Genomic DNA, 25,159 nt, shown 5'->3' on the forward strand with positions numbered 1-25,159 from the left:
CTTAATCCTCCTTTGTTGCCGAATCGTCACTAGTGGGCGATCCATCCGCCACCACGGTCCCATCGGCCACGTGAAAAATGGTCGGGTTCTTAATCAGCTGGCGGGTAATCCCGCTCAGGCTGGTGGTGGTGATAAACGTCTGTACCTTATCCTGAATGGCTGTCAGCAGATGAGTCTGCCGCGCGTCATCCAATTCTGAAAGGACATCATCTAGAAGCAAGACCGGATACTCCCCGGTCTCCTCCTTCATGAGGTCAATCTCGGCCAACTTCACACTCAGTGCCGTTGTCCGTTGTTGCCCCTGAGACCCGAACGTCTGGACATTCTTATCGTTGACCTGAAAATGCAGGTCATCACGATGGGGGCCCACCAGGGTCGTCCCCTGGTAAAGCTCCTTGTCCCGTTGTTTCTCATATAACGCACTCAAGGCCGCCTGGATGCTCTTGGCGTCGGCTAACGCCTCATCGGGCACCTGGGTGGCATAGTGAAACGTCAGTGTCTCGCGTTGCTGGGAGATCTCGGCGTGAATGACCTGCGCCCAGTGCTCCAGCTTATGTAACATCCGCAGCCGCTGGGCGATAATTTCCGCACCATATAATGCCAATTGATCAGACAGTACCGATAGGAACAGCAGATCGCGCTTCTGTTTGTGTTGCAAATCCTTCAGATAGCGATTCCGCTGCTTCAACAGCGTCCGATATTGACTTAAATTATACAAATAACGCGGATTCATCTGGCCAAACTCCATGTCCATAAAGCGCCGCCGAATACTCGGGGCGCCTTTGACAATCGCGAGATCTTCCGGGGCAAACAAAATCACATTGAGCTGGCCCACATATTGTGATAACCGAGCCTGCTCAAGGTGATTGACTTTAGCACGTTTGCCCTGACGTGAGAACGTTAACTCCAGTGGCACCGTCCCTGCCGACTTCACGACTCGGCCACTGACCTTGGCCGTTTTGGCCTGCCAGTTCACCAAATCATGATCGTTGGCTGTCCGGTGACTGCGCGTTAACGCGAGCACGTAGATGGCCTCTAATAGATTGGTCTTGCCCTGGGCATTTTCGCCGAGGAGGACGTTAATCCCCCGACCCAGCCGAATATCGGCCTCGGGATAATTCCGAAAATGCTGCAGCTGCAACTCTTGCAAATACATTATTCACCCTGCTTTGAGCGTATAAAAAATAATCCTGCCTCAGGTACTGCCACTGTATCGCCAGGATACAGCTTACGGCCCCGCCGGTTGTCCGGTTCGTCGTTGATATTTACCGTGTTTTCACGTAAATACCACTTGGCTTGGCCACCAGTGCTGATGACGGATTCTTCTTTGAGTAACTGGCCTAAAGTAATGTAGGGCGTGTCAATGAAAACGTCTTTTTTCACAATTTCACCCCTTAATATTCTTCTCTTATATTATACCGCTTTTTAGGGAAAAGTACAGGCGATCCCCTTGATTTTTGCGTTCTGAGGCTATTTGGGGTGTTTTTGATATTTTTGGTAAAAAGGCGGTAAATTTGCTCAGATTCGAAAATAGCGGTCTTTTAGCGAATTATTTGTTTTTTGGCGGTTTTGACGACCCTAAATCGCGATCCCCGTTCTGGACACCGTTATTTGCGCACGCATTTTCCGTTAAATGGCTCAAATTGACGCCTATTTTCCCCCGTTTTCATAACTGGCCCACTGCCGAAATCGACGACCACCTATAAAAAAAGTGTTGCCCCAAGGGACAACACTTTGTGGTGATTAACTTTAGAACGTCCGTACCGGCGTGATCAACTGAATGAAGTTGCTGGTATCTTCGGTTGGGACCAAGGTGAATGGCCGCAACGCGGAAGTAAAGGCCACTCTGATCGTCGTTTGACCAAATGATCGCAAGGCATCCTTCATGTAATCGGGGTTAAAGGAAATTTCGAGGTCTTCACCCGTCAATTCCTTAGGATCCAACGCTTCTTCAACATTCCCGACATCGGGTGAATTACTGAAGATCGTCACATGATTTTCGGCTGGCGTCAAAGTCAGTTTAACCACGTTGTTCCGTGATTCATGGGACAACAGCGAGGCCCGTTCGACGGCGGCCAATAATTCTGGTGCTTCGAACTCGACTGTCGTGGAGGCTTCCTTTGGGATCAACCGCGACGTATCGGGGTAATTGCCTTCCAGTAACCGGGAGTAAAACGACGTATCCCCTAATAAGAAGAGAACTTGATTCTCGGAGAACTGCATCTTAACGGTGCTGTCATCGTCACCGATCATCCGGGATAATTCGGTCAAACTCTTTCCGGGGATGATGACATCAAAGGCGGCTTCGGTGGGATCTGGTAATTCGATCTGCCGTTGTGAGAGGCGGTGACTATCCGTGGCCACGGCCAGGAATTGGTTGTTAGCCAGGACGAAATGCACCCCGGTCAGGATTGGCCGACTTTCTTGATTAGAAACGGCGATAACCGTTTGGCCAATGAGCTCCTTAAAGACGGCACCTGAGAGTACCACGGAGTCGGCCGCATCAATTTCTGGCAAATGTGGATAGTTATTGGCATCTTGTCCGTTAATATTGAACGCCGCAGAACCAGAGGTAATTTCAGTTTGGAAACCATCCTTAACGGTCAGCGTCAGCGTTTGTTCTGGTAATCGCTTGACGATTTCACTGAAGAACCGCGCCGTTAAAACAATGGCCCCTGGTTCGTCAATCGTTAAGCCAATATCAGGATCGTCGGCTCTAATCAACGTTTCAATAGAAATATCGGCATTAGACCCGGTTAAAAGTAACCCAGCGTCACTGGCGACGATTTTGAGTCCGGTCAAAATGGGAATCGTGGTTTTAGAAGAAATGGCTCGGGAGACGTTGTTCAGTTCCTTAATGAAGGCTGCCCGGTTAATCGTAAATTTCATTAGTGATGACACTCCTTTACTTGGTGCGTAATTTACTTAATTAAAAGAAAAAAGATAGAAGAAGTAGTAGCGCGGTGGGTAATGTGGATAACTTTGAGAAACTATGTTGCGGCTACGCTTTTCCACCTGTGGATAACTTGTGGAAAACTCGTAGACTTATCTTTTCTTATCCACACACGCTGTGGCGTTCATTTCTATGATACCGCAGTTGGGGCCAAAAAAACGCCTCGAACACCCCCACTCAGAGGTCCTCGGAGACGGCCAATGACTAGCGCCGTAATTCTTCCTTTAAGTCATCAATATCCTTTTGAAGTTCGGGATCCGTTTTTAGCGCGTCGTCGATCTTGTCGTAGGCATGAATGACCGTGGTATGGTCCTTACCGCCAAACTCATTCCCAATGCGCGGCAGCGAGGCATCCGTTAGCTCACGCGAGAGGTACATGGCAATCTGGCGCGGCGTTACGATGGACTTCTTACGTTTCTTCCCCTTTAAATCCTTCATTGAAATGTGGAAGTAACTGGCCACTCGGTCTTGGATGACTGGAATGGTAATGGCATCGTTGGCGTTTGCCAGGTTGAGACTCTTCAACGCCTCGGCCGCCAAATCAGTGGTGATTGGCTTATGTGTCAGGTTGTGGTAGGCCTGAACGCGAGACAAAGCGCCTTCTAGTTCCCGCACGTTGGAGTCGATCTGGCCAGCGATATAGCTGAGCGTGTCGTCCGGCGCATCGATCTGGTCGGCGTCGACTTTATTGCGGAGAATGGCGATCCGCGTTTCCAGATCTGGTGGTGTGATGTCCACGGACAACCCCCAGGCGAAGCGGGATACCAGCCGGTCTTGGAGCTTTGGGATCTCATTTGGTAAGCGATCAGAAGTCAAGACGATCTGATGGCCGTCGTCATACAAGGAGTTGAAAGTATGGAAGAATTCTTCCTGGGTCGAATCCTTATTGGCGAAGAACTGGATATCATCAACCATTAAGAGGTCAACGTCGCGGTACTCTTGACGAAATTGTTCCTGAGTCCGCGTTCGAATCGAGTTAATGAAGTCATTGGTGAAGGCTTCACTGGTCACGTACTTCACCTTGGTGTCAGGATGATCTTCCAACATCTTATTGCCGATGGCGTGCATCAAGTGGGTCTTACCCAACCCAACACCTCCATAGAAGAAGAGTGGATTATACATCACACCAGGTTCTTCAGAAACCACCAAGGCCGCCGCATGGGCCATTTGGTTCCCTTTCCCGATCACGAAGGTATCGAATGTGTAGCGTGGGTTCAACGCATTTTCCTTCATAAAAGTGGGTGTGGCATCGGGAGCATCGGTAACCCCAGGCTCCTCTGTAACCACGCCGGTTCCCGTTTTACTACGGGAAACCTCTGGTTGTAATTCACTCTTCGTGACAAGAATAGGTTGAATATCTTCATGTGTGACCTGGTAGGCGTATTCGATGACTTGTTGATCGAGGTGGCGCCGAGTCCAGTAGTCACGGTGTAGGGGTGAGAGAAGTTCCAACGTTAGTTTGTTACCGACGAGGGAAATTGGCTTAGCTGCTTCGATCCAGGTTGCGTACGTTGCCGGATCAAGGTTTTGCTTGAGTAATTTTGTAATATCAGCCCACAAAGTTAACATATCTGGCACTGATGTAGCCCCCCTAAATTTAAGATTATGGTAATCGTAAGTTTGGACGGACGCCGCCCAAACGAAAACGTAAGTCCAGTGTAGCATGAAGAAAAAAAGTTTTCCACAGGGTAATGGACGCTGTGCATAATTGTTTCACAGGGAGTTAATAAAGTTATCCACAGGCAGGGTGAAACTTGTGGATAATAAATGTGATTTTAACTTGTCCACAGGAAACTGTGGAGTAGGAATAGCTCAAGGACAAGTGTTTCACAAGTTATCCACAGAATTAACAGGAATGCTTTTTTAAAAATAAACAGGCTGTGGATTGGTGGATAACCAGGTGGGAAAGCCCGGCATAACTTTTTCTGAATCCACAAGTTATCCACAGCCAAAGTGCATGAAACAAATTTATCCGGGGACAACTTTTTATGGATATTTTCAACTAACGGTTTCATTCGGTCGAAATTTATGCTAATATGTTCAGGAAATGCATTTAGTATTTGTCTGGAATTATCCAGATGAAAAAAATTCAAAAATTTCAAGGAGGTGTCACGATGAAGCGCACTTACCAACCAAAGAAACGTCACCGTTCACGTGTACACGGCTTCCGCAAGCGCATGAGCACTAGCAATGGCCGTCAAGTATTAGCACGTCGTCGTCAAAAAGGACGTAAAGTATTGTCTGCATAGGCCGCTGACTGTCAGTGGTCTTTTTATTTTATCTGCGAGGAGACTGGGACCCCAATCCCTCGCGGCCTGTTCATATATGAGAATTTTGGAGATGCACCATGCGAAAATCTTACCGCATTAAGAAAGAAGCGGAATTTCAGCAGGTCTTTGAAACCAGAAATTCAGTCGCTAACCGGCAATTTGTGGTGTATTCAATGGAGAAGCCGGATCAACCGCATTTTCGGGTTGGGATTTCGGTCGGGAAGAAGATTGGAAACGCCGTTCACCGGAATTGGGTGAAACGACGGATTCGGCAGAGTTTACTCGAGCTGAAGCCGCACCTCAAGCAGGATGTGGATTTCCTAGTTATCGCACGTCCGCGTGCCGATGGCATCTCGATGCCCGATGCGAAGAGCAGCCTGATCCATGTCTTGAAGCTGGCAAAACTGCTGGATTCCAACTATAGTGAGGAATAAACGTGAAAAACGTGAAAAAGTACAAACGTACCCTACTGATGCTTGGTATTGTGGGCTTGACTTTGATCCTTTCCGCTTGTAGCAATAAGCCAATCACGAACCAGAGTACCGGGATTTGGGACGGTTTAATCGTTCTGAACTTCTCGCGTGCTATCATCTGGTTGGCTCATTTCTTCGGTGGGAATTATGGTGTTGGTATTATCATCTTTACCATTATCATCCGGATCATTTTACTGCCACTGATGGTTTTCCAAACGCGCAGCATGCGGAAGACCCAGGAAATTCAGCCCCAATTAAAGGCTTTACAGAAGAAATACTCGTCACGGGACCGTGACACGATGCAGCAGTTGCAGACCGAACAGCAAAAGCTGTATTCGGAAGCCGGCATTAATCCCTTAATGGGATGTCTACCAGCCGTGGTACAACTCCCAATCATTTGGGCCTTGTACCAAGCTATCTGGCGGACAGCCGTTCTGCGGTCCGGCACCTTCTTGTGGTTGCAATTGGGCCACAAGGACCCGTACTTCATCTTGCCATTCCTGGCGGCCTTTGCCACGTTCTTGAGTTCGTGGTTAACCACCAAGTCGGCACCGGAGACGAGTTCCATGAATACGATGATGATTATCGGGATGCCCGTGGTGGTCTTCTTTACCGCCTTAAACGTGGCCTCGTCACTGTCATTGTACTGGACCGTGTCTTACATTTTCCAAGTCGGTCAAACGCTGTTACTGCAAAACCCATGGAAGATTCAAGCCGAACGCGATGAAAAGGCCAAAGAAAAGGCCGCTCGCGAACGGGTTATGAAGAAGGCCGTGCGTCGCGCTAAGCAGAGTCGCCGCAAGTAAACCAAGCTAAATAAATGCATTTTAGGCCGTTCCGCAATGGTGGGACGGCTTTTTCTATCCGCGGAACGCGTGATGGCAGATGAGCTGACTCGGAAAGTTCTATGGTATACTGAAAAATGACTGAAAGCATATTGGAGGAATGGACGACATGACAATCTTTACGGGGAAAACGGAAGAAGCGGCGATTCAGGCAGGATTGACCGCCCTGAATTGTCGGTTGGACCAAGTGACAACCCGAGTGGTCACCACGCCACGTAAGGGTTGGCTGGGAATTGGCCAGAGAGACGCGATGGTGGATGTGGCTTTGAAGCCCGTTGAACCCGTCGCGACGTCGAAACCAACACCTAAGAAACAAGCGGTTGTGCCAGTGCAGCCGATGATGCCCGCAAACAAGCCGGCAGCGGCCGTAACTGACACCCCTGAGGCGGCGGAGACCGCTCAACCGGTGCAATCGGAGACAACGCCAGAGGAACGGCGGAAACGTCGCGAGGCGGCCATTGAGGCCGTTCAGGACTATCTGGCCACGATCGTCGATCAGCTCGGAATTGACGCCACGTTGGATGTCGAATCAACGGCACGGCGGCAGGTTAAGCTGGTCTTTACGACAGAGAAGGAGGGCCTGCTGATCGGCAAGCACGGTCGGACCATCAACGCCTTGCAGAGCCTGGCACAGTTGTTCTTGAATCATCATGGCGCTGCGCACGTCATGGTTGAATTGGACGTTGCCGGTTATCGTGAACGGCGAGCAGCCACTTTGAACCGATTGGCCGAGAGTACGGCGCGGGAGGTCGTGGCAACCGGGAAGCCGATCTATTTGGACCCAATGCCGGCGTTTGAACGCAAGCAGATCCACGCGGTTTTGGCGAAGAATCACTACGTCACAACCTATTCGGCGGGGAGAGAACCCCACCGGGCCGTGGTGATCGAACCGGCCTAAGTTTCGTTTGACAAAAGCGTCTTTACCCCTTATAGTGAAGACAATCATTCTTATCAAGTTTACGATAAAGTAGTGAAAGTACTTTATCCACGCACAGTTAGGTGGCGTGGAGTGGGTGCTTTTTTTTATGGCGTAAAATGATACGCCCGGGGCGTTAGACCGCGTAAACAAGGGTAAGAACCAACTGACAGACTTAAAAGGAGGATGGCTCATGGCAGTCACAACCACAGAATTTGATACGATTGCAGCAATTTCGACCCCACCTGGTGAAGGTGGGATTGCCATCATTCGGCTGAGCGGTGAAGAGGTCTTTGATGTCGCTGGCAAGCTCTTCAAGGGAGCCAACCTGCGCAAGGTCGCCAGCCATACGATTCATTACGGCCACATTGTCGACCCTGAGGATGGCGAAGAGGTTGATGAGGTCATGGCTACCGTGATGCGGGCCCCGAAGACCTACACCAAGGAAGATATTATTGAAATTAATTGTCACGGAGGGATCGTGGCGACTAACCGGATCCTTCAATTGTGCCTGAGTTATGGGGCGCGCCTGGCCGAACCCGGTGAGTACACGAAACGCGCCTTCTTAAACGGCCGAATCGATTTGACCCAAGCGGAATCCGTGATGGATCTGATCAGAGCCAAGACCGACAAGTCCATGAAGGTGGCCTTAAACCAATTGGACGGGGATCTTTCCCACTTGATTCGCAACCTGCGGCAGGATATTTTGGATGCCCTGGCCCAAGTCGAAGTGAATATCGACTATCCGGAATACGATGATGTTGAGGCCGTAACGACCAAGATGTTATTGGAGAAGTCCAAAGAGGTTCAGCAGCAGGTCAAGACCCTCTTGGCCACCGCTAAACAAGGGAAGGTGCTCCGAGAAGGCTTGGCGACCGCAATTGTGGGTCGGCCAAACGTTGGGAAGAGTAGCCTGTTGAACCACTTGTTACATGAAGACAAGGCGATCGTGACTGATGTTGCCGGAACCACGCGTGACGTGATCGAAGAGTACGTTAACGTTAAGGGCGTGCCGTTGAAGCTGATTGACACCGCGGGGATTCGCGATACCACCGATAAGGTTGAAAAGATCGGGGTGGAACGCTCACGCAAGGCCATCAACACCGCTGATTTGGTCATGTTGGTGCTCAATGCCAGCGAGCCACTGACCACCGAGGATGAATCGCTACTGAAGGCTACGGCCGACACGCAACGAATCCTGATTTTAAACAAGACTGATTTACCCCAGAAACTCGATCTGGATGCCGTCAAACAGGCTGCCAATGGGAGTCCCATCATTGAGACGTCCATTCTGCAGCGAGCCGGCTTAGACAAGCTGGAAACGACGATTGCTCATCTCTTCTTCGATGAGGGTATCGAGTCAAGTTCACACTCGGTGATGGTGACCAACGCCCGCCACATTGGGCTGTTGCACCAGACCAGTGACGCCTTGGATGACGTCCAGAGTGGAATTGCTGCGGGGATGCCCGTAGACCTGGTCCAAATCGACATGACGCGGGCTTGGGATCTGCTGGGTGAAATTACTGGCGATAGCTACCAAGACGAGTTACTCGACCAATTATTTAGTCAATTCTGTTTAGGAAAATAACGCATAAACCGTTTGGCCGCGGGCAGTTCCGTGACCCGACATGGAGGGAAAGAAACCATGACTGAAGTAAAAGAATATCCCGGCCAGGACTACGACGTCATCGTCGTGGGCGCCGGTCATGCCGGTAGCGAAGCAGCTTTAGCCGCCGCCCGGATGGGGAACAAGACACTCCTCATGACCATCAACCTGGACATGGTGGCATTTATGCCATGTAACCCATCGGTTGGGGGTCCCGCAAAGGGGATCGTCGTCCGTGAAATCGACGCCTTGGGTGGCGAAATGGGCCGCAACATCGACAAGACCTACGTGCAGATGCGGATGTTAAATACCGGTAAGGGCCCGGCCGTCCGTGCGCTCCGTGCGCAGGCCGACAAGCACGCCTACCACGCAGAAATGAAGCATACCATCGAACGCGAACCCAATCTGACGTTACGTCAGGGGATCGTCGACGACCTGATCGTGGAAGACGGTGTCTGCAAAGGGGTCATCACGAATACTGGGGCGCGTTACGCCGCTAAGGCCGTGGTGATTGCTGCCGGAACCGCCGCGCGTGGGAAGATTATTATTGGGGAATTGATGTACTCATCAGGCCCTAACAACTCCCAACCAGCCAACAAGCTAACGGCCAACCTGCCAAAGTACGGGTTCGACCTCGAACGCTTCAAGACGGGGACCCCACCACGAGTGGATGGGAATACCATTCACTATGACGAGACTGAGGAACAACCTGGGGATGCCGAGCCCAACCACTTTAGCTTTACCACGCCCGACAGTGACTACTTGGCCTTAAAGAACCAGCTGTCTTGCTGGTTAACTTACACGAATGAAACGACCCACAAGATCATCCGCGAAAACCTCGACCGCGCGCCGATGTTTACCGGGGTCATTGAAGGGGTGGGCCCACGTTACTGCCCATCAATCGAAGACAAGATCGTTCGTTTCGCCGACAAGTCACGGCACCAACTTTTCTTGGAACCAGAAGGTCGCAAGACCGACGAATGGTACGTCCAAGGGCTGTCCACGTCGATGCCTGAAGAAGTGCAACAGAAGATTTTGCACTCCATCCAAGGCCTCGAAGATGCCCAAATGATGCGTCCCGGCTATGCCATCGAATACGATGTCGTTTCCCCTTATCAATTACGGCCAACGTTAGAGACCAAGCCATTGAAGAACCTCTTCACGGCAGGCCAAACCAACGGAACGTCCGGCTACGAAGAAGCAGCGGGTCAAGGTCTGCTGGCCGGAATCAACGCCGGCTTACGGGCCTTAGGCAAGCCAGGTTTCACGTTGAAGCGTTCGGATGCCTACATTGGAGTTATGGTGGACGATCTGGTTACCAAGGGAACCAAGGAGCCTTACCGGTTGTTGACCAGCCGGGCCGAATACCGCTTGATTTTGCGGCATGATAACGCGGACCTGCGGCTGACCGCCAAGGGCCACGAGTTGGGCCTGATCAGTGATGACCGTTATGAGGAATTCTTGGCCAAGAAGGCTGCTATTCAGGTTGAATTGGACCGGTTAAACAGCATCCGGATCAAGCCGAGCGATGCGATCAACGCCTTTGTTGAGTCCCACGGCGACAAGCCACTCCAAGATGGTGTGTTGGCCGCAGCGTTCTTGCGCCGGCCCTACGTGGACTACCAGACGTTACTTGAGTTCATTCCAGCACCAGAACAGCCTCTGGATCGTCACATTGTCGAGGAAATTGAGATTTCGTTGAAGTATGCCGGCTATATCAAGAAGGCCGAGGATAACGTGGCGAAATTGAAGCGGATGGAAGCCAAGGCCATTCCTGCAAACATCGATTACGATGCGATCGATGGCTTGGCAACTGAAGCACATCAGAAACTCAAGAAGATTCAACCCGAGACGCTGGCCCAGGCTAGCCGAATCAGTGGGGTTAATCCCGCCGATATCGCCATCCTGAGCGTTTACGTTGAACAGGGTAAGATTGCGAAAGTGAAGTAGTTAAAACTTAAAGAGGTGTCCTTACGGTTGTGATAACCGGGAGGACACCTCTTTTTAATTATTAATAATTAATTTTCAAAAGATAAATAATTAGTGACGGCCGTAAGACTGGCTGTATGGTAATGGTAGCGTAGTTATTCGATACCTAATAATTAAAACACGCAATCTTTACACGTTCTTTGCAGCAACAATACGTGGTCTTGTTAATCTTGAAGAAGAGATAAGACAAGCGGAACGCCGAATATGGTCGCTAAAAGGGCGACCTCGGGATAAGGGAGTCTTGAACGTGCAAACGATTCTGTTAGGTCTGGGTATTGGGTTGGCCTTAGTGAGTCTGTGGTGGCATCGCCAACTATTAAAGCGGATCCAAGCGGCCAATGGCTGGCGGTTGAGTCGGCATCAGATCATGTGTCATAGTTTTCTCTACTTGGGGTTGGCTTATGCGACGATTGCAGTCATCCAACCGGCTTGGACAAACCAGCGCGTGGTGTGGTTGTTACTGTTGGTCGATCTGTCTTCCGGAGTGGTGGCGCTACGGATTCAACGACGTCGTCGGGTTTCAGAAGACCAACAACTATGGTGGCGCCGTCAGACCCAGTACCTGTTACTTAGCCAGGTGTTGTTGGCGGCCGTTTTAGCCGGGATTTTGGCACGGTTAGCCGGATAAATAGAGGGGGAACAAACATGAAGCGTTATTCACCAACAGCGGCACAACAGGCTTTGATGGAGATATTAGCCGAGGTCCGCGATGGACAAGAAACGGTCGTTGTGACACCCACGGATGGTCATGAGACAGACTCAATTGTCCTTATTACCAAACAGGATTGGGACGTTTTACAAGCGGCCAAGGCTCATGATCCTGAAACCTATTTAGGTGAGGTGGAATTAGGCTAGTCGTCGAGCAAGACGTGCTCGGCGGCCGCATAGGAATCGACCTCATAGGTTGGCTGAATGCCCTCGAAATTGATGTCGTGGTGCGGATTGTACCAGATACTGTCGAGGTGACCATTCAGTGCCCCCTGAATATCTGAGGCGAGATGGTCGCCGACCATGATGGTACTAGCGGCCGTCATATCTGAATAGGCTGCAAAGATGGCGTTAAAGAAGGCTGGATCGGGTTTGTCGACCCCGAGGTCTTGCGAGATGAAGAGCCGATCGAAATAGCCGGCGATGCCGGAGCCCTCTAGTCGGTTGAGCTGGATGGTCTTGGTTCCGTTGGTGCCGCCGACCAGAGTAAGTTGCCCTTTTTGAAGGGTGTCCAGGAAGTCCTGAGCGCCCGGGAGTACATAGAAATTGTGATCTAGCATGGCATGGTAACGGCGTTCGAGCGCCGCACCGTCGACCGAAATTCCCAGGGCACCAAAGGCTTTGGCAAAGCGTGTATTCAATAGTGGCTCGCGTGGCGCCCCCTGCTCGATCTGTTGCCAGATCGCTGTGTTGATCGTTTGGTAGACCTGCAGGCCGCGGGCGGTATCGGTGACGCCATGTTCGGCGAGCAGTGTCGTGACACCTTCGATTTCGCCGCGGGTGAAGTCGAGGAGCGTATCGTCAAGATCGAGAATGACATATTTTTTCATGGATAGGGGACCCCCTCGTGGTTTCTATAAAGTTTACCACGAATGTGAGGTTGCCGACGAGTTGACGACTAAAATGTGGCCAACTCTTGGGGAGGTGTGGGGATGAACCGCAAGCAGATCTATTTGTTAAATGCCGGTTTATTCTTTGTGGCGGGGATGATCCTATTCTTACGCCCTAATCGCGATCTGGCTATGGGTGGTATTTCATTGAGCCTGGGTGTCGTGACGTTGGTGCTGGCCCTGACAGATGATCAAACGAAACCGTAAAGGATTGTCATGGATTTTAAAAAGCCCGGTTGTCTGCTTGGACAACCGGGCTTAGATTCAGCTAGTGATAATCAGTCGCACCTAAAATGAAGGCACGGAAGAATGATGCGAGTAGAAAAACAACTTGAAGAACCAGGTCAATCCGGTTTAACGGGTGGGTGTCGCTGGTATCCTCGAAGACGTTGAAGTGAAGCATCGTTGTAATCAAGGAACTAAAGCATAGAAAAGCAACAATTACGGGATCACCGACAGACAACATCAGTAACAAGAGCACAACGGTGATAATCGGCACGAAAATTTTAGCGATATTTAAAGGGTAACGGGTAGTCGTCATCATTTTCACCTCGTTTAAATTAAATGAGAATATGAGAATTCGATTACAGCTTAAATATATAATACCAGAAATTTTGTGCCAAGGGGAGGTCGAAACACTCAAATTGCAAGATGACTTTTCGAACAAGATGAGGTAGAGAGTGTGATAAAAGGCGGTTGATGCTCATTGACTGCCTTCTGTCACACGTTTCGACTGTAGATGTTCGGAGCGCAAGAAAGGCCTGAGACAAAAAGGCTCAGGCCCTACCTCGTCATTAATTTGTGGTCAATCGACTAGCAATCCAGCCAATCAGCGTCCCGGTCAACGCGGGAACTACCCACCCGAAGCCCTGACTGGCTAAGGGTAAGTATGTGTTAAGTATTAATAACGGGCGACACCAGGCCATATTTTGAATGGCTGTTGGCAGCGCGGTGAGCCCAGCGAAAATGGCTGGAATAAGGGTAAAGAGCATCGCAGTTCCGAAGAGCCAACGAGAGGTCCCCATCAGAGGGGACAAGACGGCCAACAGGATTAGCACGATGGCTAGGGGATATAGAAAGAGCAGTACCGGTGTGGAGGCCGCAATCAGCTTAGTCAGGCCGATGTTGGCAAATAGGCAAGGCAATACACTGGCAATGCCAATTAAAACGGCATAAGGGATACGCGGAAATAAGGCATGACCTGCATCGCCAAAGGCTGAGATGAGGCCAATGGCGGTCTTTAGGCAGGCGATAATTACAATCAGTGCCAATAGGCCAGTTCCCCAGGTACCAAAATAGTAATTGGCAATCTGAGCCAGGGTAATGCCCCCGTTGGCTGCAAGTGAGAAGTGACCCAAACTCATGGTTCCCATGAGGGCTAACAGTGTGTAGATGACTCCCATCAGGGCAATGCTGATGGTTCCGGCCTTAATCACGTCTTTGGCGATCTGGCCGGGTTCGGTAACCCCCAGGTCGCGAATACTATCGATGACGACGATCCCAAAGGCCAGTGAGGCCAAGGCATCCATGGTGTTATACCCCTCCATAAATCCACTTAAAATAGGTGCGTGAACGTAGCTGCCACGGACTGGAACGCTCGACAAGCCACCCAGGGGTTTCAAAAAGGCCGCTAACATCAGTGCGCCTAAGAGAATGAGAAATAGCGGTGTGAGCCATTTTCCCACGTAAGTCATGAGTTTACCTGGTCGGCGGGCTAACCACCAAGCGAGGCCAAAGAAGGCGACTGAGAAGAGTCCCAGGGCGAGCGACTGGTGGTGCGGGGCGATAAAGGGCACGAGACCGATTTGAAAGGACGTTGTTGCCAGACGGGGGAGGGCAAAGAACGGGCCCACGGTTAGGTATAGCAGAATGGTAAAGAGGTAGGCGAAGGGACGATTGACTTTGGTTGCGAGGTCAAAGACGCCCTCACTATGGGTGATCCCAATCCCGGTGACCCCTAGAAGGGGAATCCCGATTCCAGCGAGTAACAAGCCAATGGCCGCCCAGCCGACATTGGATCCAGCCTGTTGTCCCAAGAAGATGGGAAAGATCAGATTGCCGGCGCCAAAGAATAGGCCGAAGAGCATCATGCCAATGAAGAGCAGCTCTCGTCGGTTTAATTGTGTTTTCAAGATGGCATCGCAACTTTCTTAAAGTTAGATTCAGATTTTAGCACCCGGTAAGCATACCAAAAAAGAGTTCCGGACAAAAGCCCGAAACTCTAGATCGTTTGATTATTTATCGGCGACGGTGAAGCGCACCTGATGATGTTGTGGTTGCTCGATTTCATCGAGGATCGCCACAGCCATGGTTCCTGCTGAAGTTCCAGATTCTTGGTTAGCATTGACCAGTAACTCATCCGTACCCAGTAAGGCAGGGACGGCATCCCCAGGATGGAAGTTAGCTGCGGGAGAAACACCGACCCAATTAACATTGTCGACATCGCGTAAGAAATTAAGTTCCTTCAATTGATTTTGGGGCACGCTGATGAAGCTGGCAGCGTTCGGGTCCTTGGCGATATCGTCAACGAACAAATGGTGGTCATCCCCAGTTTGGAGGCTACCAGCGCCTAGGATGAAGACTAAGCGAGGACTGGTCGTCTCCCGAAGTTGGGCCACCAGGTGAGCAGCCAAATCGACGTGTTGGAAGGCCAGACTAGGTGCGGTGGCAAAGGCATCAATCACGACATCCGTTGCCTGAAGATCAGCGGTGCTTAGCGTAAAGGCATCCTGAACGTGGGTGGTTAAGGCCGGGTTGTCAGTTGGCAACTTGGCTAATTTTTCCTCAGAACGGGCTAACGCTGTGACCTGATGGCCGCGGCGCAAAGCTTCGTTGACCAAGGCGCTGCCGGCCATTCCAGTGGCACCGATAATTGTGATTTTCATAGATAGTTTCCTCCCTTATTTGTTACGATGCGATTAGTATAGCGGTTTCCAAGTGATTCGCCAATTAATATGGTTCGCAATGATAGTCTATGGTAGAGTTAGAGCAAAGAAATGGGAGGTCTGTCGGATGAAAGATGTGGTTCAAGGGCAATTGGTCCATTTAACGGAAATGCGTGATGGGGATGCGGAGTGGCTGCAAGATACCCAATGGGAGCCCGGCTTACTGCGAAATCTATCCGCAGACGCCTTTCATCCATGGACGGCTGCGGAATACGCCGAGCTGGCGGCGGAACCCGACCGTGATGATAAATTCTTCTTCATGGTACGGGCAAATGCCGACGATGGATTGTTAGGCTGGGTCATTCTCGACGACGTCCAATTCAAGAATCGGCGAGCCGATCTCGGGATTGCCCTGCCGGTGGCCAGCGATCGCGGCCAAGGCTTCGGGACGGATACGCTCGATACCATTCTGTCATTTGCTTTCAACGAGTTGGGTCTTCACAAGGTGACCTTAAACGTGAATGCCAATAACTTCCCCGCAATTCACGCGTACGCCGCGGTAGGCTTCGTCCGGGAAGGCATCAATCGTGAGGCCGTTTTCCAAGACGGTCAGTGGGTGGATCTTTATCAGTATGGCATTTTGGTTGATGAGTGGCGGCAACGGCAACAATAAGGAAGCCCTCGCAGAACGAAGTCTGCGAGGGCTTTTAATTAGGGGCTCCTTTGGCGGGGGATAAATGTAGCTGAGAAGTGATCATGTACTTATAATCTAATTTACTAAACAGTCCTTTTACTAAATGGGTATTAGCGTATAATAATAAACGTAGCAAAAACTTAATAAATTAGTAGGGTGTTGGGTGGCAAATGTTTAAATATCTGTCTTTTAATAGCATGGTATCATCTAACGGCGATTAGTCTTGTCGGTCGAGCCGATGCAGAAAGATTACGGTATGCGAGCTACGACTTTTTTTAATCCCTAATACCCCGCCATGAGGAGTGAACTCTATTGAAGACTTGTCCGAACTGTCAGCAATCAGTGGCGTCCGATAGTATTTTCTGTGAGCATTGTGGCTTTGACTTGCGGACGACTCCGGTAACGCCGCCCACCGAGACGCGTCGAGGAGGACGGCATAGGAATGGTAAGTCGGCAAAGCCGGGGAAAAAGAAAGCAAAATGGCTCAGTCGTGGGATCTGGGGTGTCCTGGCGGTTGCCGTGATTGTGGTCATTGTGTTGGCTGGTTCCTTCTATAGCAAGCAGGCCGGTAAGCAAAAGCAGATTGCCACAATTACGGATGATATTACGGATAACCAGAGCAACGATTTCGCCAAAAAGATGGTTAGTGATAATCCAAATTTAAAGATTGATGGCGACACGGTGCAACCGTTCTTTGATTATGCGCGGAAGCATCCTAACTACGTGAAGGTGATGAAGGCGGACTTGCAAAAGTCAGGAGAGACTCGAGACCACACCTTTAAATTGGAAACGGCTGGCCATAACTTCTTAGTTTTTCCGGTTTATAAATTAAAAGTGACGACCATGCATCCTGTTTTGACGAGTAACGTGGCTAATGCAACGTTGTTAGCTAATGGGAAGGCGTTGGTTACCACCAAGAATGATCATTATTCCTATAAAGCTGGTCCACTGTTCCCTGGGCAATATATTTTTAAGTTATCAGGCGGACGTGTTCACAAAAGTACAACAGTCAATTTAGTAGCGGGTAATACGATCAATAAACATATTGATTTAATTGTTCAAGCAACTAAGGGTGGTCATGACGTGGTAAATGAGAATGAAGATGAGTCAACCGTAACTGATGCGACTGGCGGTAAAGTTGAAGATAATACGACGAGTGATGACGATTCGAATGCCACTGACAGTTACGATGATTTATCCGCTGAAGCCCAAATGGCGCTAGATGAACTGAGTGACAACGATGATCTGGATACGGATGATTATACCTATAAAGAATCGACACCTCAGCCACATGTGACTGAAATTAAGCTGTACGACGTCGATTCAGGGGATCATGACAGTACTTATCGTTACGATGATATTCATGACATTTTGGCCGAATATGACTCATCTAAGGGAAAGTTTGAAGAAGTCGACTTCGACGACTAAGTGAAGGAAGGTTTTCTGATGAAGCAAACATATTATCGTATCTGTTCCAAATGCGGGAATCCCAACGCAGCGGATGCGAACTTCTGTTTAAAGTGTGGCACGAGCCTATCTTCGGCTGATGAATATGCCCTGATCCCCCATGCAGCTGACCAGGCAGTTCCGTTGTTTGATTTGGAGTTAACCCCTGATGAGGTAGCGCAAACTAAAAACTTCAAAATTACGGCGGATCGTGACATTCCGGCTGGCTATCGGTCGGCAGGATTAATCTTCGCGGAAAGTGCTGTTACGCCTCGCGCGGGGGCTAAAGCCGCTTGGGAGGACCTCATGAAACACGTTTACGGCTTACTGCTGGCGAAGGGGTATGCGGGGGTGACGCGGGTTTCCATTCAGCCAGAACCAATGCAACCTAGTCAACTTTGCCTATACGGCGAAGCTTTAATTGTTGATACTCAGCATTAATATTGGAGGATTTCATGATGCATTTGACTAATTACGCCGCACCAGCTGATAATCAGCCTGGTGGTGCGACAACAAATTTCTGCCCCAACTGTGGGCAACCAGTCTCGGCGACTGACACGTTCTGTGAAAACTGTGGGTACAATCTTCAATTGGCTCAGGGCGACCCAACACAATCAAGTCAGACCCAGCAGAGCACACAACCACAGCCAGCACAATATAAGCAGGCAGCACCACAACAACAGCGGACCAGTCGTGTCCCACGACAGCCTTGGTCTAAGAAGAAAAAAGGAATTTGGTGGGGTGCGGGTGTTGTGGCCGTTGCATTGGTAGGTTTCGTCGCTTGGGGGAGCCAACATTATTCACGTGCCGCAACTTTGGACCGAACGATTAGTGATATCAAGAGTGGCAAACACCTGACAGATGACTTCAGTAGTGCCAGTTCAGATCTAACCTTGAGCAAAGCAAAATTATTGCCAATTAACCGGTATTATAGTAATCATGCGCGCGCCTTAAGTAAGTTGAAGGCAGATTTAACGTCTAGTGGTCGTAGCACGGACGGCAACTTTGTGTACGAACAAAAGGGACATCACCTCTTGTTCTTCCCGAAGTATCAGATTAGTGTAAGTCCCGTTTATCCAACCGTTACCACGAACCATACGGGGAACGTCATCACATTAGATAATAAGAAAATTGCTACGGCCACAAGTGATGAATTTACGAAGAAACTTTCCGCGATGGTTCCGGGTGAATACCACTTGCAGTCCAAGGGGAAGATCGGTGGTCATAATCTGACCAACAGTAGTGATTATCACATCACTAGCAATCAAACGTATGATTTGCAATTGACGACGATCACGGTGGAATTGGATACGGTTCCGGGCTCTTCGATTTACCTGAATGGCAAGAAGATTGGGACAGCGAACAGTTCGGGAAGTTATCAGATTAAGGATGAACCGTGGACGTCTGATATGAGTGTCTATGCAGCCTACACCTCTAGTGCTGGGAAGGCCACCACTGCGACAACCAAGTTACGCAAGGACGACGATCAGAGTTCAGTCGATTTGGATTACAAGGACATGATGAGCGAGGATGATGCGGATGATTTCATTTCCAACTTATTTGAAGCGGCTGGAAACCTTTCCCGAAGTGGCGATATGAGCGACGCTACCGATGATGATGGGGATGCAATGTCTGACTTCTTTGTGAATGGAGAGAATAATGCTCACTACACGGACTTGAAAAAGATGGCCCAGGGTTACTATGATAATGATGATCTCGATACGATTGACATGGATACGAGTGTGTCATCAGTCAAACCAGGGCCGAATGGGACAAGTGAAGTGGTCTTTACGGTTGAATATACCTTTGGGTTGACCGACTATGACTACGATCATGTTCAGGACTTCCAATATACCGCAACGATTCAGCCAGCCGGCGATGATGATACGTCACAAAACTATGAGCTGGTGAAGTATGGCCATGCGGTTAAGACTGATGATCGGCATGAAGATGAGTAAGGAGAGTTGCCGTAGCTAATCGGTCAGGTGTTATTCTACAAATAGTTATATTGAATTAAAAAATCGGTTGGCAATTAAGCCAGCCGATTTTTTAATACCAGTTGTTTCACATGAAACATTATTCGGTCCACGGGGAGTCGGTCGTCACATGGCTATTGAGGTCACGCTGTTCCTGGCGGCGGATGGCGCGTTGATCGTGGCGATGGCCGTAGCCGGAACAGATGTAGCGCTGCTCTGCGGTAACTGGCGTTATCCCAGGCAATGGCGTGGTGACACTCCGGTCGTCAATGACATAGGTAATGAAGCAGGTGAAGCCAACGAAGCGCTCGCCGGTGGTCAGGTTTTCTCCGACAATTTTGACGAAGACCTCGAGAGAGCGGGTCCCGGTACCGGTGACGTAAGCGGTCAGAATCATGGAGTCGTCGAGATGAAAGGGCTGGAGAAAGCTGACATGGTCAAACGAGGCCGTCACAACGGTCTTATGCGTTAGACGAACGGCAGCCACTGAGGCACTATCATCAACCAATGATAAAATCTTGCCACCAAAAACGGACTGGTGCTCGTTTAAATCGGGTTGAAAGACCCGGTGGGTTGTCATAATAAGTGTTGCGTTACAGGATACGGATGGTTTTGAATCAGCCATAGAAGCAGTCACCTCATCTGAATTAAAGTTATGCCTTCAGTGTAACAGACCGTCACGTTACAGGATTATTAATTTTTCGCAATATCTAGACGAACTTGTAGGGGTGGCGGGGGCCAGTTTGCTATACTTAGCGTAATTAAGGATGGAGGGGTGATCGTTTGAATTATCGTGGTGAACCAATGGACTTACTGCCCACTTTTGACGTGGCCCAGACTTATCCCTTGCTGGAATGTACGCTGAGTCTGATGCAGCCAGTTGATGTGGATCGGTTAAAGGCCGCGGTTGTGGCAACCCAGACGGTCGTTCCCCAAGTCCTGGGACGGTATAATTTACGAAAGAATCGGTTTGAAGTTGATGGCTTGGCTAGTGACCAGGTGATCGAAGAATTTACGGCGAGTCACGACCCCGGTCGTGGCCGACTGGATGTGTTGCACGGTCCCCAACTGAAAATTCAGGTCATCCATCACGGGGACTACGATCAGTTGCGATTGATCATGAGTCGCTTGCTGACGGATGGCGAGGGGTTTAAACACTACCTGTATCTGCTAGCCGCCGCCTATGATGGGGCGGATTTATCCAACTTTGTGAATGAACGCAGTAGTCGTCGCATCTTGACGCACTTACGGCGACCAGATCGCGGGCGTCTCGCTGATCTTGCCCTGGCAAGTCAGAAGGCGATTCCGGAGCTCGCTGGGGATGTGCATCATCACCGAGGAGAGGCTCTGATTCCACGGACCACTAGTAAGCGTCTGCGACAACGAGCCCGCCAACAAGGCGTCACGATGAACGCCGTCTTGTTATCGGCGTATGCCTTGGCTCTGTTTGCCCTCACAGGTGAACGCGAGCTAGTCATCCCCTACCAGGTGGATCTGCGCCTCCAGGGGCCGGTAGCGGCCGCTAACGTGGTTCAGGTGGCCAATCTGACCGGCGAAATGCCAATTCCACTGACGGTGAGCGATGGTGACACCCTGGCGACGTTAGCGCAACGCACCCAGCAGACGATCAGCGACCTGCGCCAGTCGCGGGCCTACCTATCGCCTTTGATGGAAATCAGACGGTTGAATCGCGCCTTCTCACCGGAAATGATTCGGCGACTGGCCGCTAAACGCCGTCAACCCGGGGCGGTCTCGTTCGCTAATTTCGGTCACGTGGATCAGACGCGGCTCAGCTTTGGCGACATTGCGGTCACGCAGATCTACTTTGCTGGCGCCTACAAGACGATGCCGCACTTCCAGCTAACTGTCAGTGCCTATCACAACGCCTGGACGTTAGCTTTTCGAATGGTCGGTTCCGAGCCAGATTACCAACTCGGCATTAAAATTTTAAAGAATATGGTGACTCAGCTCACACAGTGGGGCCAGGAAAATTAAAAATCAGTCTAACCGGTGAAACTTAGCGGCTAGACTGATTTTTGCTATTTAAGTGTCGTGACGAGTTTAGGATTGCTGGTAATGTACCCGCCGGCAACACGGTAACGTAACGTGCCGCCAACCTTGGTGTTTGAACCATGGGAGTAGTCCCAACCAAGAATCTTGAATACGTGGGGATTTTTGCACGAGTAGTGGTGGTTACGCGTGGTTAGATTGGCATTGGTGTAGCGATTGATAGTGGCCTTGTTCCTAACCTTCGTTGGCAGCTTGACTTTGCTAGTCGTGACCAGCCGGCGGTTAGCGGTAATGTAGTGACCATTTGCCAAACGGAAGCGGGTCACGTGCCCCGTGGTGACAACCTGTTTAACCGTGAGAACTGTCCCTTGGGTATAGTGAATCTGTTTCTTAGCAAGCTTGGCATTGTTATAGCCATTGATAGAGATCACGGTAATGTGATCGGGTGCCTTCTGAATAAATTTAGGCGTAACAAATGTCGGTTTGGCGGTGATATAACCGGTCTTGCCATAGGTGCTGGACCCACGATTGGTATCGCGAACCTGATAGCGTGGATTGCCATTGACGGAAGTCGCCGTGCCAATAATGGTAAAGGTCGGGCGCTTCATCTGGGGCTTCTTCACGAACCAATGCAAACGGGAAGCCGTCGTGAAGTTACGGGTCCGATACAGGCCAATCTTGTGTGCGGCAACAACGTAATAGGGATCCAGATCAACGGCTTGATCCGGCTTAGTTTCCGGTGCTGATGTCCCTGGTGAGACGGGCGCAATGATTGGGGTAACGGGCTGCCAGACGTAGGTGACATTGGTAGGAATGTCAGATCCGCTTGCGGGATAACGACTCAGGAGGTCATCGTTAGTAATATCTTTTTCTCCTTGGGGATCGTAGTTGAGATAGCCCTGGGTCGGGTCGTTGTTAATAAAGTCAACTTTACCAGAACCCACGGCTTGCCAGGTGCCGGTGAAGTCAGTTTGAGGTAGAAAGTCTGGTGTCAAATCAGGTCGCGTCAAGAGTGAGGTTCCGAAGTGAATCTGGGGGCTCAAAGTAAGATTACGTAACTTGTCGGTTCCGGTAAACATTCCCGAAGTTGCGGCAAGAATGGTTGGTGACACACCAAAGTTAGCCAGGTTAGCTGTTTCCAGTGCGATATTTTCCTGAAATAAGCCCATACAAGTGGTGACATTTTGAGTAGCTATCTGGGAGAGATCAACGTATTTTAGTGAGCTATCTCCAGCAAACATATCGTTAATATTATGATCCGCCGTGACATCAAATTTTGGGGCCGTAAAGGTGATCAGACTGGGATTGTTGGCAAACATGTACTGGAGTCCAGTAGGATCGTCTACGTCAGAGAGGTCAAGATTGTCTAGGCCACTATAGGTTTTGACGTTGGGTAGTCCCGCAAAGAGATAGCCAGCGTAGTTTCCATCGCTACTTCCCTTGAGTCCTAACTGAATTGGGCCAGCTAAATCGATTTTTGTAATGGCAGCGATCATATCAGTGAAGTCAGTGCCAACCAGACTAGTTTCTGGATTACCGTCCTCGTCAACTGGTAAAGCGGTTCCGCCAGTCATAGTCGAGTTTTTTAGATTTTTAATGAGCTGTCCGCTCGTTTCAGTGGCTGGAGAACTATTATCATAGTCGCCTAGAAACCCACTATTAAGCGTGAGCGTTCCATCCGTTAAGGTCCAGGTAACTGGTGTTCCACTAACGTTGATGCGGGACATACGCCCCGCATAGTCGGGGTCCGTAGCGGCCTTGACCGGGAGAGGTGTGGCAATCAAAAACAAACTGAAGATGCCGAGAACAATGCCCAGGCTCAAGAAAAGTGTCCGAAACTTTAACCATGCTTTCATAGAGATCATCCTCAATCCTATTTTTTAAATGGATAAATAATAGCAATCAATAAAGCGCTTACACTTTCATCCTAGCACAAGATTATTGATGAATGCTGACATCGTGATTTAGTTCACAAATTCAATTTACGTAACTGGTCGATGGTAACTAATGACGTTTATAAACTGTCATCAAACCAACAAAAAACGACCACCAATCGGTGATCGTTTCAGATAGTTATTTTATAAAATTGTTAAGCTTCCGGTGTATGTTTTTCCTGATAAGTAACCAGACCCAAAGCCCCTTCAGAACAAACGAAGAGCATGATGGCCATGGCCGCGTAGGATTGACCGGACAACCCGACCAACGGGGATGCGAGACCCCCACAGGCGTTCTGCGCCAGACCAATCACGGCCGAAGCCCCACCGGCATTGCTGGTGGCACGGTCCATGATGAGGGTTACCGTGAGGGTCAGGAGTGCCCCGATGAGGACGACTAAAATCAGGATGAAGACGCTGACGACCCAGACGTTGGCGGGGAATAGTAAGGTCCCCACTAGTAGCGCACTGAACCCAGAGGCAAGTGATAGGAAGAGCGTCACCTGTTGGCGATTGGTGAAGCGTTTGGCCAGATGTCCTGGCAGGTTACTGCCGACGACGATCCCCAGGCCGTTAAAGGCATACAGGAGGCTAAACATCTGCGGTGCCATGCCGAAGCCGGTTTGAAAGACGAACGTCGAAGCCGAGATGTAACTGAAGAGGGCCCCGTAGACCAGGCCAGTTGCGAGAATCAACGGCCAGAAGGCGGGTTTGACCACCAGTTGGGCCATCGACGTCAGCGAGGCATGGAAGCCCCCGGTTTGACGTTGATCGACTGGTAGAGATTCCTTGAGACCCAAGGCGACAGCCAGGGCAATGATCCACCCAATTCCGGCAAGTAACATGAAGATGGCTTGCCAGTCTACGTAATGAATCATGAAGCCCCCGATAATTGGGGCGATGATTGGGAATACCCCATTGACTGTATTGAGCAGGGCATAGAAGCGGGTCAACCGCTTCCCCGAGAAGAGGTCGCGGGCCACGGCTCTAGCCATGACTTGGCCGGTCGCCCCGGCGAGCCCCTGAATGAAGCGGAGGATAATAAGCAACGTAATCGATTGAATAAAAGCCATGGCCAGAGAAACCAGGCCGAAGATGATGAAACCCGCGATGAGCGGTCGACGTCGCCCGTATTGGTCCGATAGGGGGCCGGCAATGAGTTGGCCTAGTGCGAGTCCAATCAGGCAGGCCGTGATGCTGAGTTGCATGAGCGAGGCGCTGGTGCCGAATTGGGTGCGCATCTGGGGCAGGGCCGGCAGATAGAGGTCAATCGCCAACGGGCCGGTCGCACTGACGGTCCCTAAGAGGAGAGTCAGCCAGAGTTGGCGGCGCCGAGTAAGAGTAGGATTCAAATAAGTCAGCCCTTTCATATAGTCGTAAGTCGTGGTTAGTATGTAAGTTGGCACGTATGCTTCATTATTGACGGAAATTCGGGAATTTGCAAGGTGGTTCTTACGGTCAGTTGGCAATTCCATATCAAATGGATTAAATTCGCGGAAAGCGGGGGTATTTTTTCCATGTAAATGGTAAGATTAGAAGCGACCGCTAAACTGGGAGATGGGAC

At 50.2% G+C, this 25,159-nt stretch carries 25 protein-coding genes; 14 read left to right on the plus strand and 11 right to left on the minus strand.

Translation table 11 applies throughout. From position 1 onward, the window contains the following. Window position 1: 1 nt before the first annotated feature. The 4 genes from recF to dnaA all read right to left on the minus strand — a co-directional run bounded on the left by recF (window position 2) and on the right by dnaA (window position 4,531). Window positions 2–1,156: a DNA replication/repair protein RecF gene (gene recF / locus OCU14_RS04105; protein WP_261809916.1), complete on the minus strand. Its 1,155-nt coding sequence runs from the start codon at window positions 1,154–1,156 to the stop codon at window positions 2–4. After that, window positions 1,156–1,383: a S4 domain-containing protein YaaA gene (gene yaaA, locus OCU14_RS04110; protein ID WP_057878221.1), complete on the minus strand. Its 228-nt coding sequence runs from the start codon at window positions 1,381–1,383 to the stop codon at window positions 1,156–1,158. Before yaaA ends, recF begins: the two co-directional genes overlap by 1 nt. Window positions 1,384–1,749: 366 nt before the next feature. Further along, window positions 1,750–2,889 (minus strand): DNA polymerase III subunit beta, encoded by a 1,140-nt coding sequence (dnaN, locus tag OCU14_RS04115; protein ID WP_261809917.1) that lies wholly within the window; start codon window positions 2,887–2,889, stop codon window positions 1,750–1,752. Window positions 2,890–3,157: 268 nt separating this feature from the next. Next, window positions 3,158–4,531, minus strand: a complete 1,374-nt coding sequence (gene dnaA, locus OCU14_RS04120; RefSeq protein WP_261809918.1) for a chromosomal replication initiator protein DnaA — start codon at window positions 4,529–4,531, stop codon at window positions 3,158–3,160. Window positions 4,532–5,067: 536 nt separating this feature from the next. On the opposite strand from dnaA, the gene rpmH reads away from it, so the two are divergent. The 8 genes from rpmH (at window position 5,068) to OCU14_RS04160 (ending at window position 11,907) form a co-directional block, all read left to right on the plus strand. Continuing rightward, window positions 5,068–5,202: a 50S ribosomal protein L34 gene (rpmH, locus tag OCU14_RS04125; protein WP_011668979.1), complete on the plus strand. Its 135-nt coding sequence runs from the start codon at window positions 5,068–5,070 to the stop codon at window positions 5,200–5,202. A gap of 98 nt (window positions 5,203–5,300) precedes the next feature. Then, entirely contained in the window at window positions 5,301–5,657 is a 357-nt protein-coding gene (gene rnpA, locus OCU14_RS04130; RefSeq protein WP_057878224.1) for a ribonuclease P protein component, read from the plus strand. A gap of 11 nt (window positions 5,658–5,668) precedes the next feature. Continuing rightward, window positions 5,669–6,502 (plus strand): membrane protein insertase YidC, encoded by an 834-nt coding sequence (gene yidC, locus OCU14_RS04135; RefSeq protein ID WP_261809965.1) that lies wholly within the window; start codon window positions 5,669–5,671, stop codon window positions 6,500–6,502. 148 nt (window positions 6,503–6,650) lie between these two features. Beyond that, entirely contained in the window at window positions 6,651–7,439 is a 789-nt protein-coding gene (gene jag / locus OCU14_RS04140) for an RNA-binding cell elongation regulator Jag/EloR (protein WP_261809919.1), read from the plus strand. A gap of 211 nt (window positions 7,440–7,650) precedes the next feature. Continuing rightward, window positions 7,651–9,045 (plus strand): tRNA uridine-5-carboxymethylaminomethyl(34) synthesis GTPase MnmE, encoded by a 1,395-nt coding sequence (gene mnmE, locus OCU14_RS04145; RefSeq protein WP_261809920.1) that lies wholly within the window; start codon window positions 7,651–7,653, stop codon window positions 9,043–9,045. Window positions 9,046–9,102: 57 nt separating this feature from the next. After that, on the plus strand, window positions 9,103–11,013 hold the full coding sequence (mnmG, locus tag OCU14_RS04150; RefSeq protein WP_261809921.1) for a tRNA uridine-5-carboxymethylaminomethyl(34) synthesis enzyme MnmG: 1,911 nt from the start codon (window positions 9,103–9,105) through the stop codon (window positions 11,011–11,013). 286 nt (window positions 11,014–11,299) lie between these two features. Next, a complete protein-coding gene (locus OCU14_RS04155) occupies window positions 11,300–11,680 on the plus strand; it encodes a hypothetical protein (protein ID WP_261809922.1) in 381 nt (126 codons plus the stop codon). A gap of 17 nt (window positions 11,681–11,697) precedes the next feature. Beyond that, complete coding sequence (locus OCU14_RS04160; protein WP_261809923.1) at window positions 11,698–11,907, plus strand: hypothetical protein; 210 nt, start codon at window positions 11,698–11,700, stop codon at window positions 11,905–11,907. On the opposite strand, the gene OCU14_RS04165 is transcribed toward OCU14_RS04160, so the two are convergent. Continuing rightward, window positions 11,904–12,590, minus strand: a complete 687-nt coding sequence (locus OCU14_RS04165) for a YjjG family noncanonical pyrimidine nucleotidase (protein ID WP_261809924.1) — start codon at window positions 12,588–12,590, stop codon at window positions 11,904–11,906. The two genes, OCU14_RS04160 and OCU14_RS04165, sit on opposite strands and share 4 nt — an antisense overlap. Window positions 12,591–12,692: 102 nt before the next feature. On the opposite strand from OCU14_RS04165, the gene OCU14_RS04170 reads away from it, so the two are divergent. Further along, the gene (locus OCU14_RS04170) at window positions 12,693–12,857 is read left to right on the plus strand and encodes a hypothetical protein (RefSeq protein ID WP_261809925.1); all 165 of its coding nucleotides are present in this window, start codon (window positions 12,693–12,695) and stop codon (window positions 12,855–12,857) included. Window positions 12,858–12,918: 61 nt separating this feature from the next. Here OCU14_RS04170 and OCU14_RS04175 read toward each other — a convergent pair whose 3' ends face one another. The 3 genes from OCU14_RS04175 to OCU14_RS04185 form a co-directional block, all read right to left on the minus strand. Next, complete coding sequence (locus OCU14_RS04175) at window positions 12,919–13,191, minus strand: hypothetical protein (protein WP_261809926.1); 273 nt, start codon at window positions 13,189–13,191, stop codon at window positions 12,919–12,921. 253 nt (window positions 13,192–13,444) lie between these two features. After that, the gene (brnQ, locus tag OCU14_RS04180; protein WP_261809927.1) at window positions 13,445–14,782 is read right to left on the minus strand and encodes a branched-chain amino acid transport system II carrier protein; all 1,338 of its coding nucleotides are present in this window, start codon (window positions 14,780–14,782) and stop codon (window positions 13,445–13,447) included. A 102-nt stretch (window positions 14,783–14,884) separates the two neighbouring features. Then, window positions 14,885–15,535: an NAD(P)-dependent oxidoreductase gene (locus OCU14_RS04185; protein ID WP_261809928.1), complete on the minus strand. Its 651-nt coding sequence runs from the start codon at window positions 15,533–15,535 to the stop codon at window positions 14,885–14,887. 127 nt (window positions 15,536–15,662) lie between these two features. Between OCU14_RS04185 and OCU14_RS04190 the strand changes: the two genes are divergently transcribed. From OCU14_RS04190 to OCU14_RS04205, 4 genes are all read left to right on the plus strand, one after another. Next, window positions 15,663–16,208: a GNAT family N-acetyltransferase gene (locus OCU14_RS04190; protein WP_261809929.1), complete on the plus strand. Its 546-nt coding sequence runs from the start codon at window positions 15,663–15,665 to the stop codon at window positions 16,206–16,208. A gap of 333 nt (window positions 16,209–16,541) precedes the next feature. Beyond that, window positions 16,542–17,657 (plus strand): TcaA second domain-containing protein, encoded by a 1,116-nt coding sequence (locus tag OCU14_RS04195; RefSeq protein ID WP_261809930.1) that lies wholly within the window; start codon window positions 16,542–16,544, stop codon window positions 17,655–17,657. An 18-nt stretch (window positions 17,658–17,675) separates the two neighbouring features. Next, window positions 17,676–18,116, plus strand: a complete 441-nt coding sequence (locus OCU14_RS04200; RefSeq protein ID WP_261809931.1) for a zinc ribbon domain-containing protein — start codon at window positions 17,676–17,678, stop codon at window positions 18,114–18,116. A gap of 17 nt (window positions 18,117–18,133) precedes the next feature. Then, entirely contained in the window at window positions 18,134–19,633 is a 1,500-nt protein-coding gene (locus tag OCU14_RS04205) for a zinc ribbon domain-containing protein (protein ID WP_261809932.1), read from the plus strand. 118 nt (window positions 19,634–19,751) lie between these two features. Here OCU14_RS04205 and OCU14_RS04210 read toward each other — a convergent pair whose 3' ends face one another. Beyond that, window positions 19,752–20,276 carry an acyl-CoA thioesterase gene (locus tag OCU14_RS04210; RefSeq protein WP_261809933.1) on the minus strand — a complete coding sequence of 175 codons (525 nt, stop codon included), beginning with the start codon at window positions 20,274–20,276 and terminating at the stop codon, window positions 19,752–19,754. A gap of 158 nt (window positions 20,277–20,434) precedes the next feature. On the opposite strand from OCU14_RS04210, the gene OCU14_RS04215 reads away from it, so the two are divergent. Next, the gene (locus OCU14_RS04215) at window positions 20,435–21,646 is read left to right on the plus strand and encodes a phthiocerol/phthiodiolone dimycocerosyl transferase family protein (protein WP_261809934.1); all 1,212 of its coding nucleotides are present in this window, start codon (window positions 20,435–20,437) and stop codon (window positions 21,644–21,646) included. A 44-nt stretch (window positions 21,647–21,690) separates the two neighbouring features. Here OCU14_RS04215 and OCU14_RS04220 read toward each other — a convergent pair whose 3' ends face one another. Both OCU14_RS04220 and OCU14_RS04225 read right to left on the minus strand, forming a co-directional pair. Continuing rightward, the gene (locus tag OCU14_RS04220) at window positions 21,691–23,517 is read right to left on the minus strand and encodes a DUF5776 domain-containing protein (RefSeq protein ID WP_261809935.1); all 1,827 of its coding nucleotides are present in this window, start codon (window positions 23,515–23,517) and stop codon (window positions 21,691–21,693) included. 233 nt (window positions 23,518–23,750) lie between these two features. Further along, window positions 23,751–25,001, minus strand: a complete 1,251-nt coding sequence (locus OCU14_RS04225; RefSeq protein WP_261809936.1) for a multidrug effflux MFS transporter — start codon at window positions 24,999–25,001, stop codon at window positions 23,751–23,753. Between the last annotated feature and the right edge of the window lie 158 nt (window positions 25,002–25,159).

Origin of the sequence: Levilactobacillus humaensis (assembly GCF_024345185.1) — a bacterium.
In the GTDB taxonomy this organism is placed as follows: Bacteria; Bacillota; Bacilli; order Lactobacillales; family Lactobacillaceae; genus Levilactobacillus; species Levilactobacillus humaensis.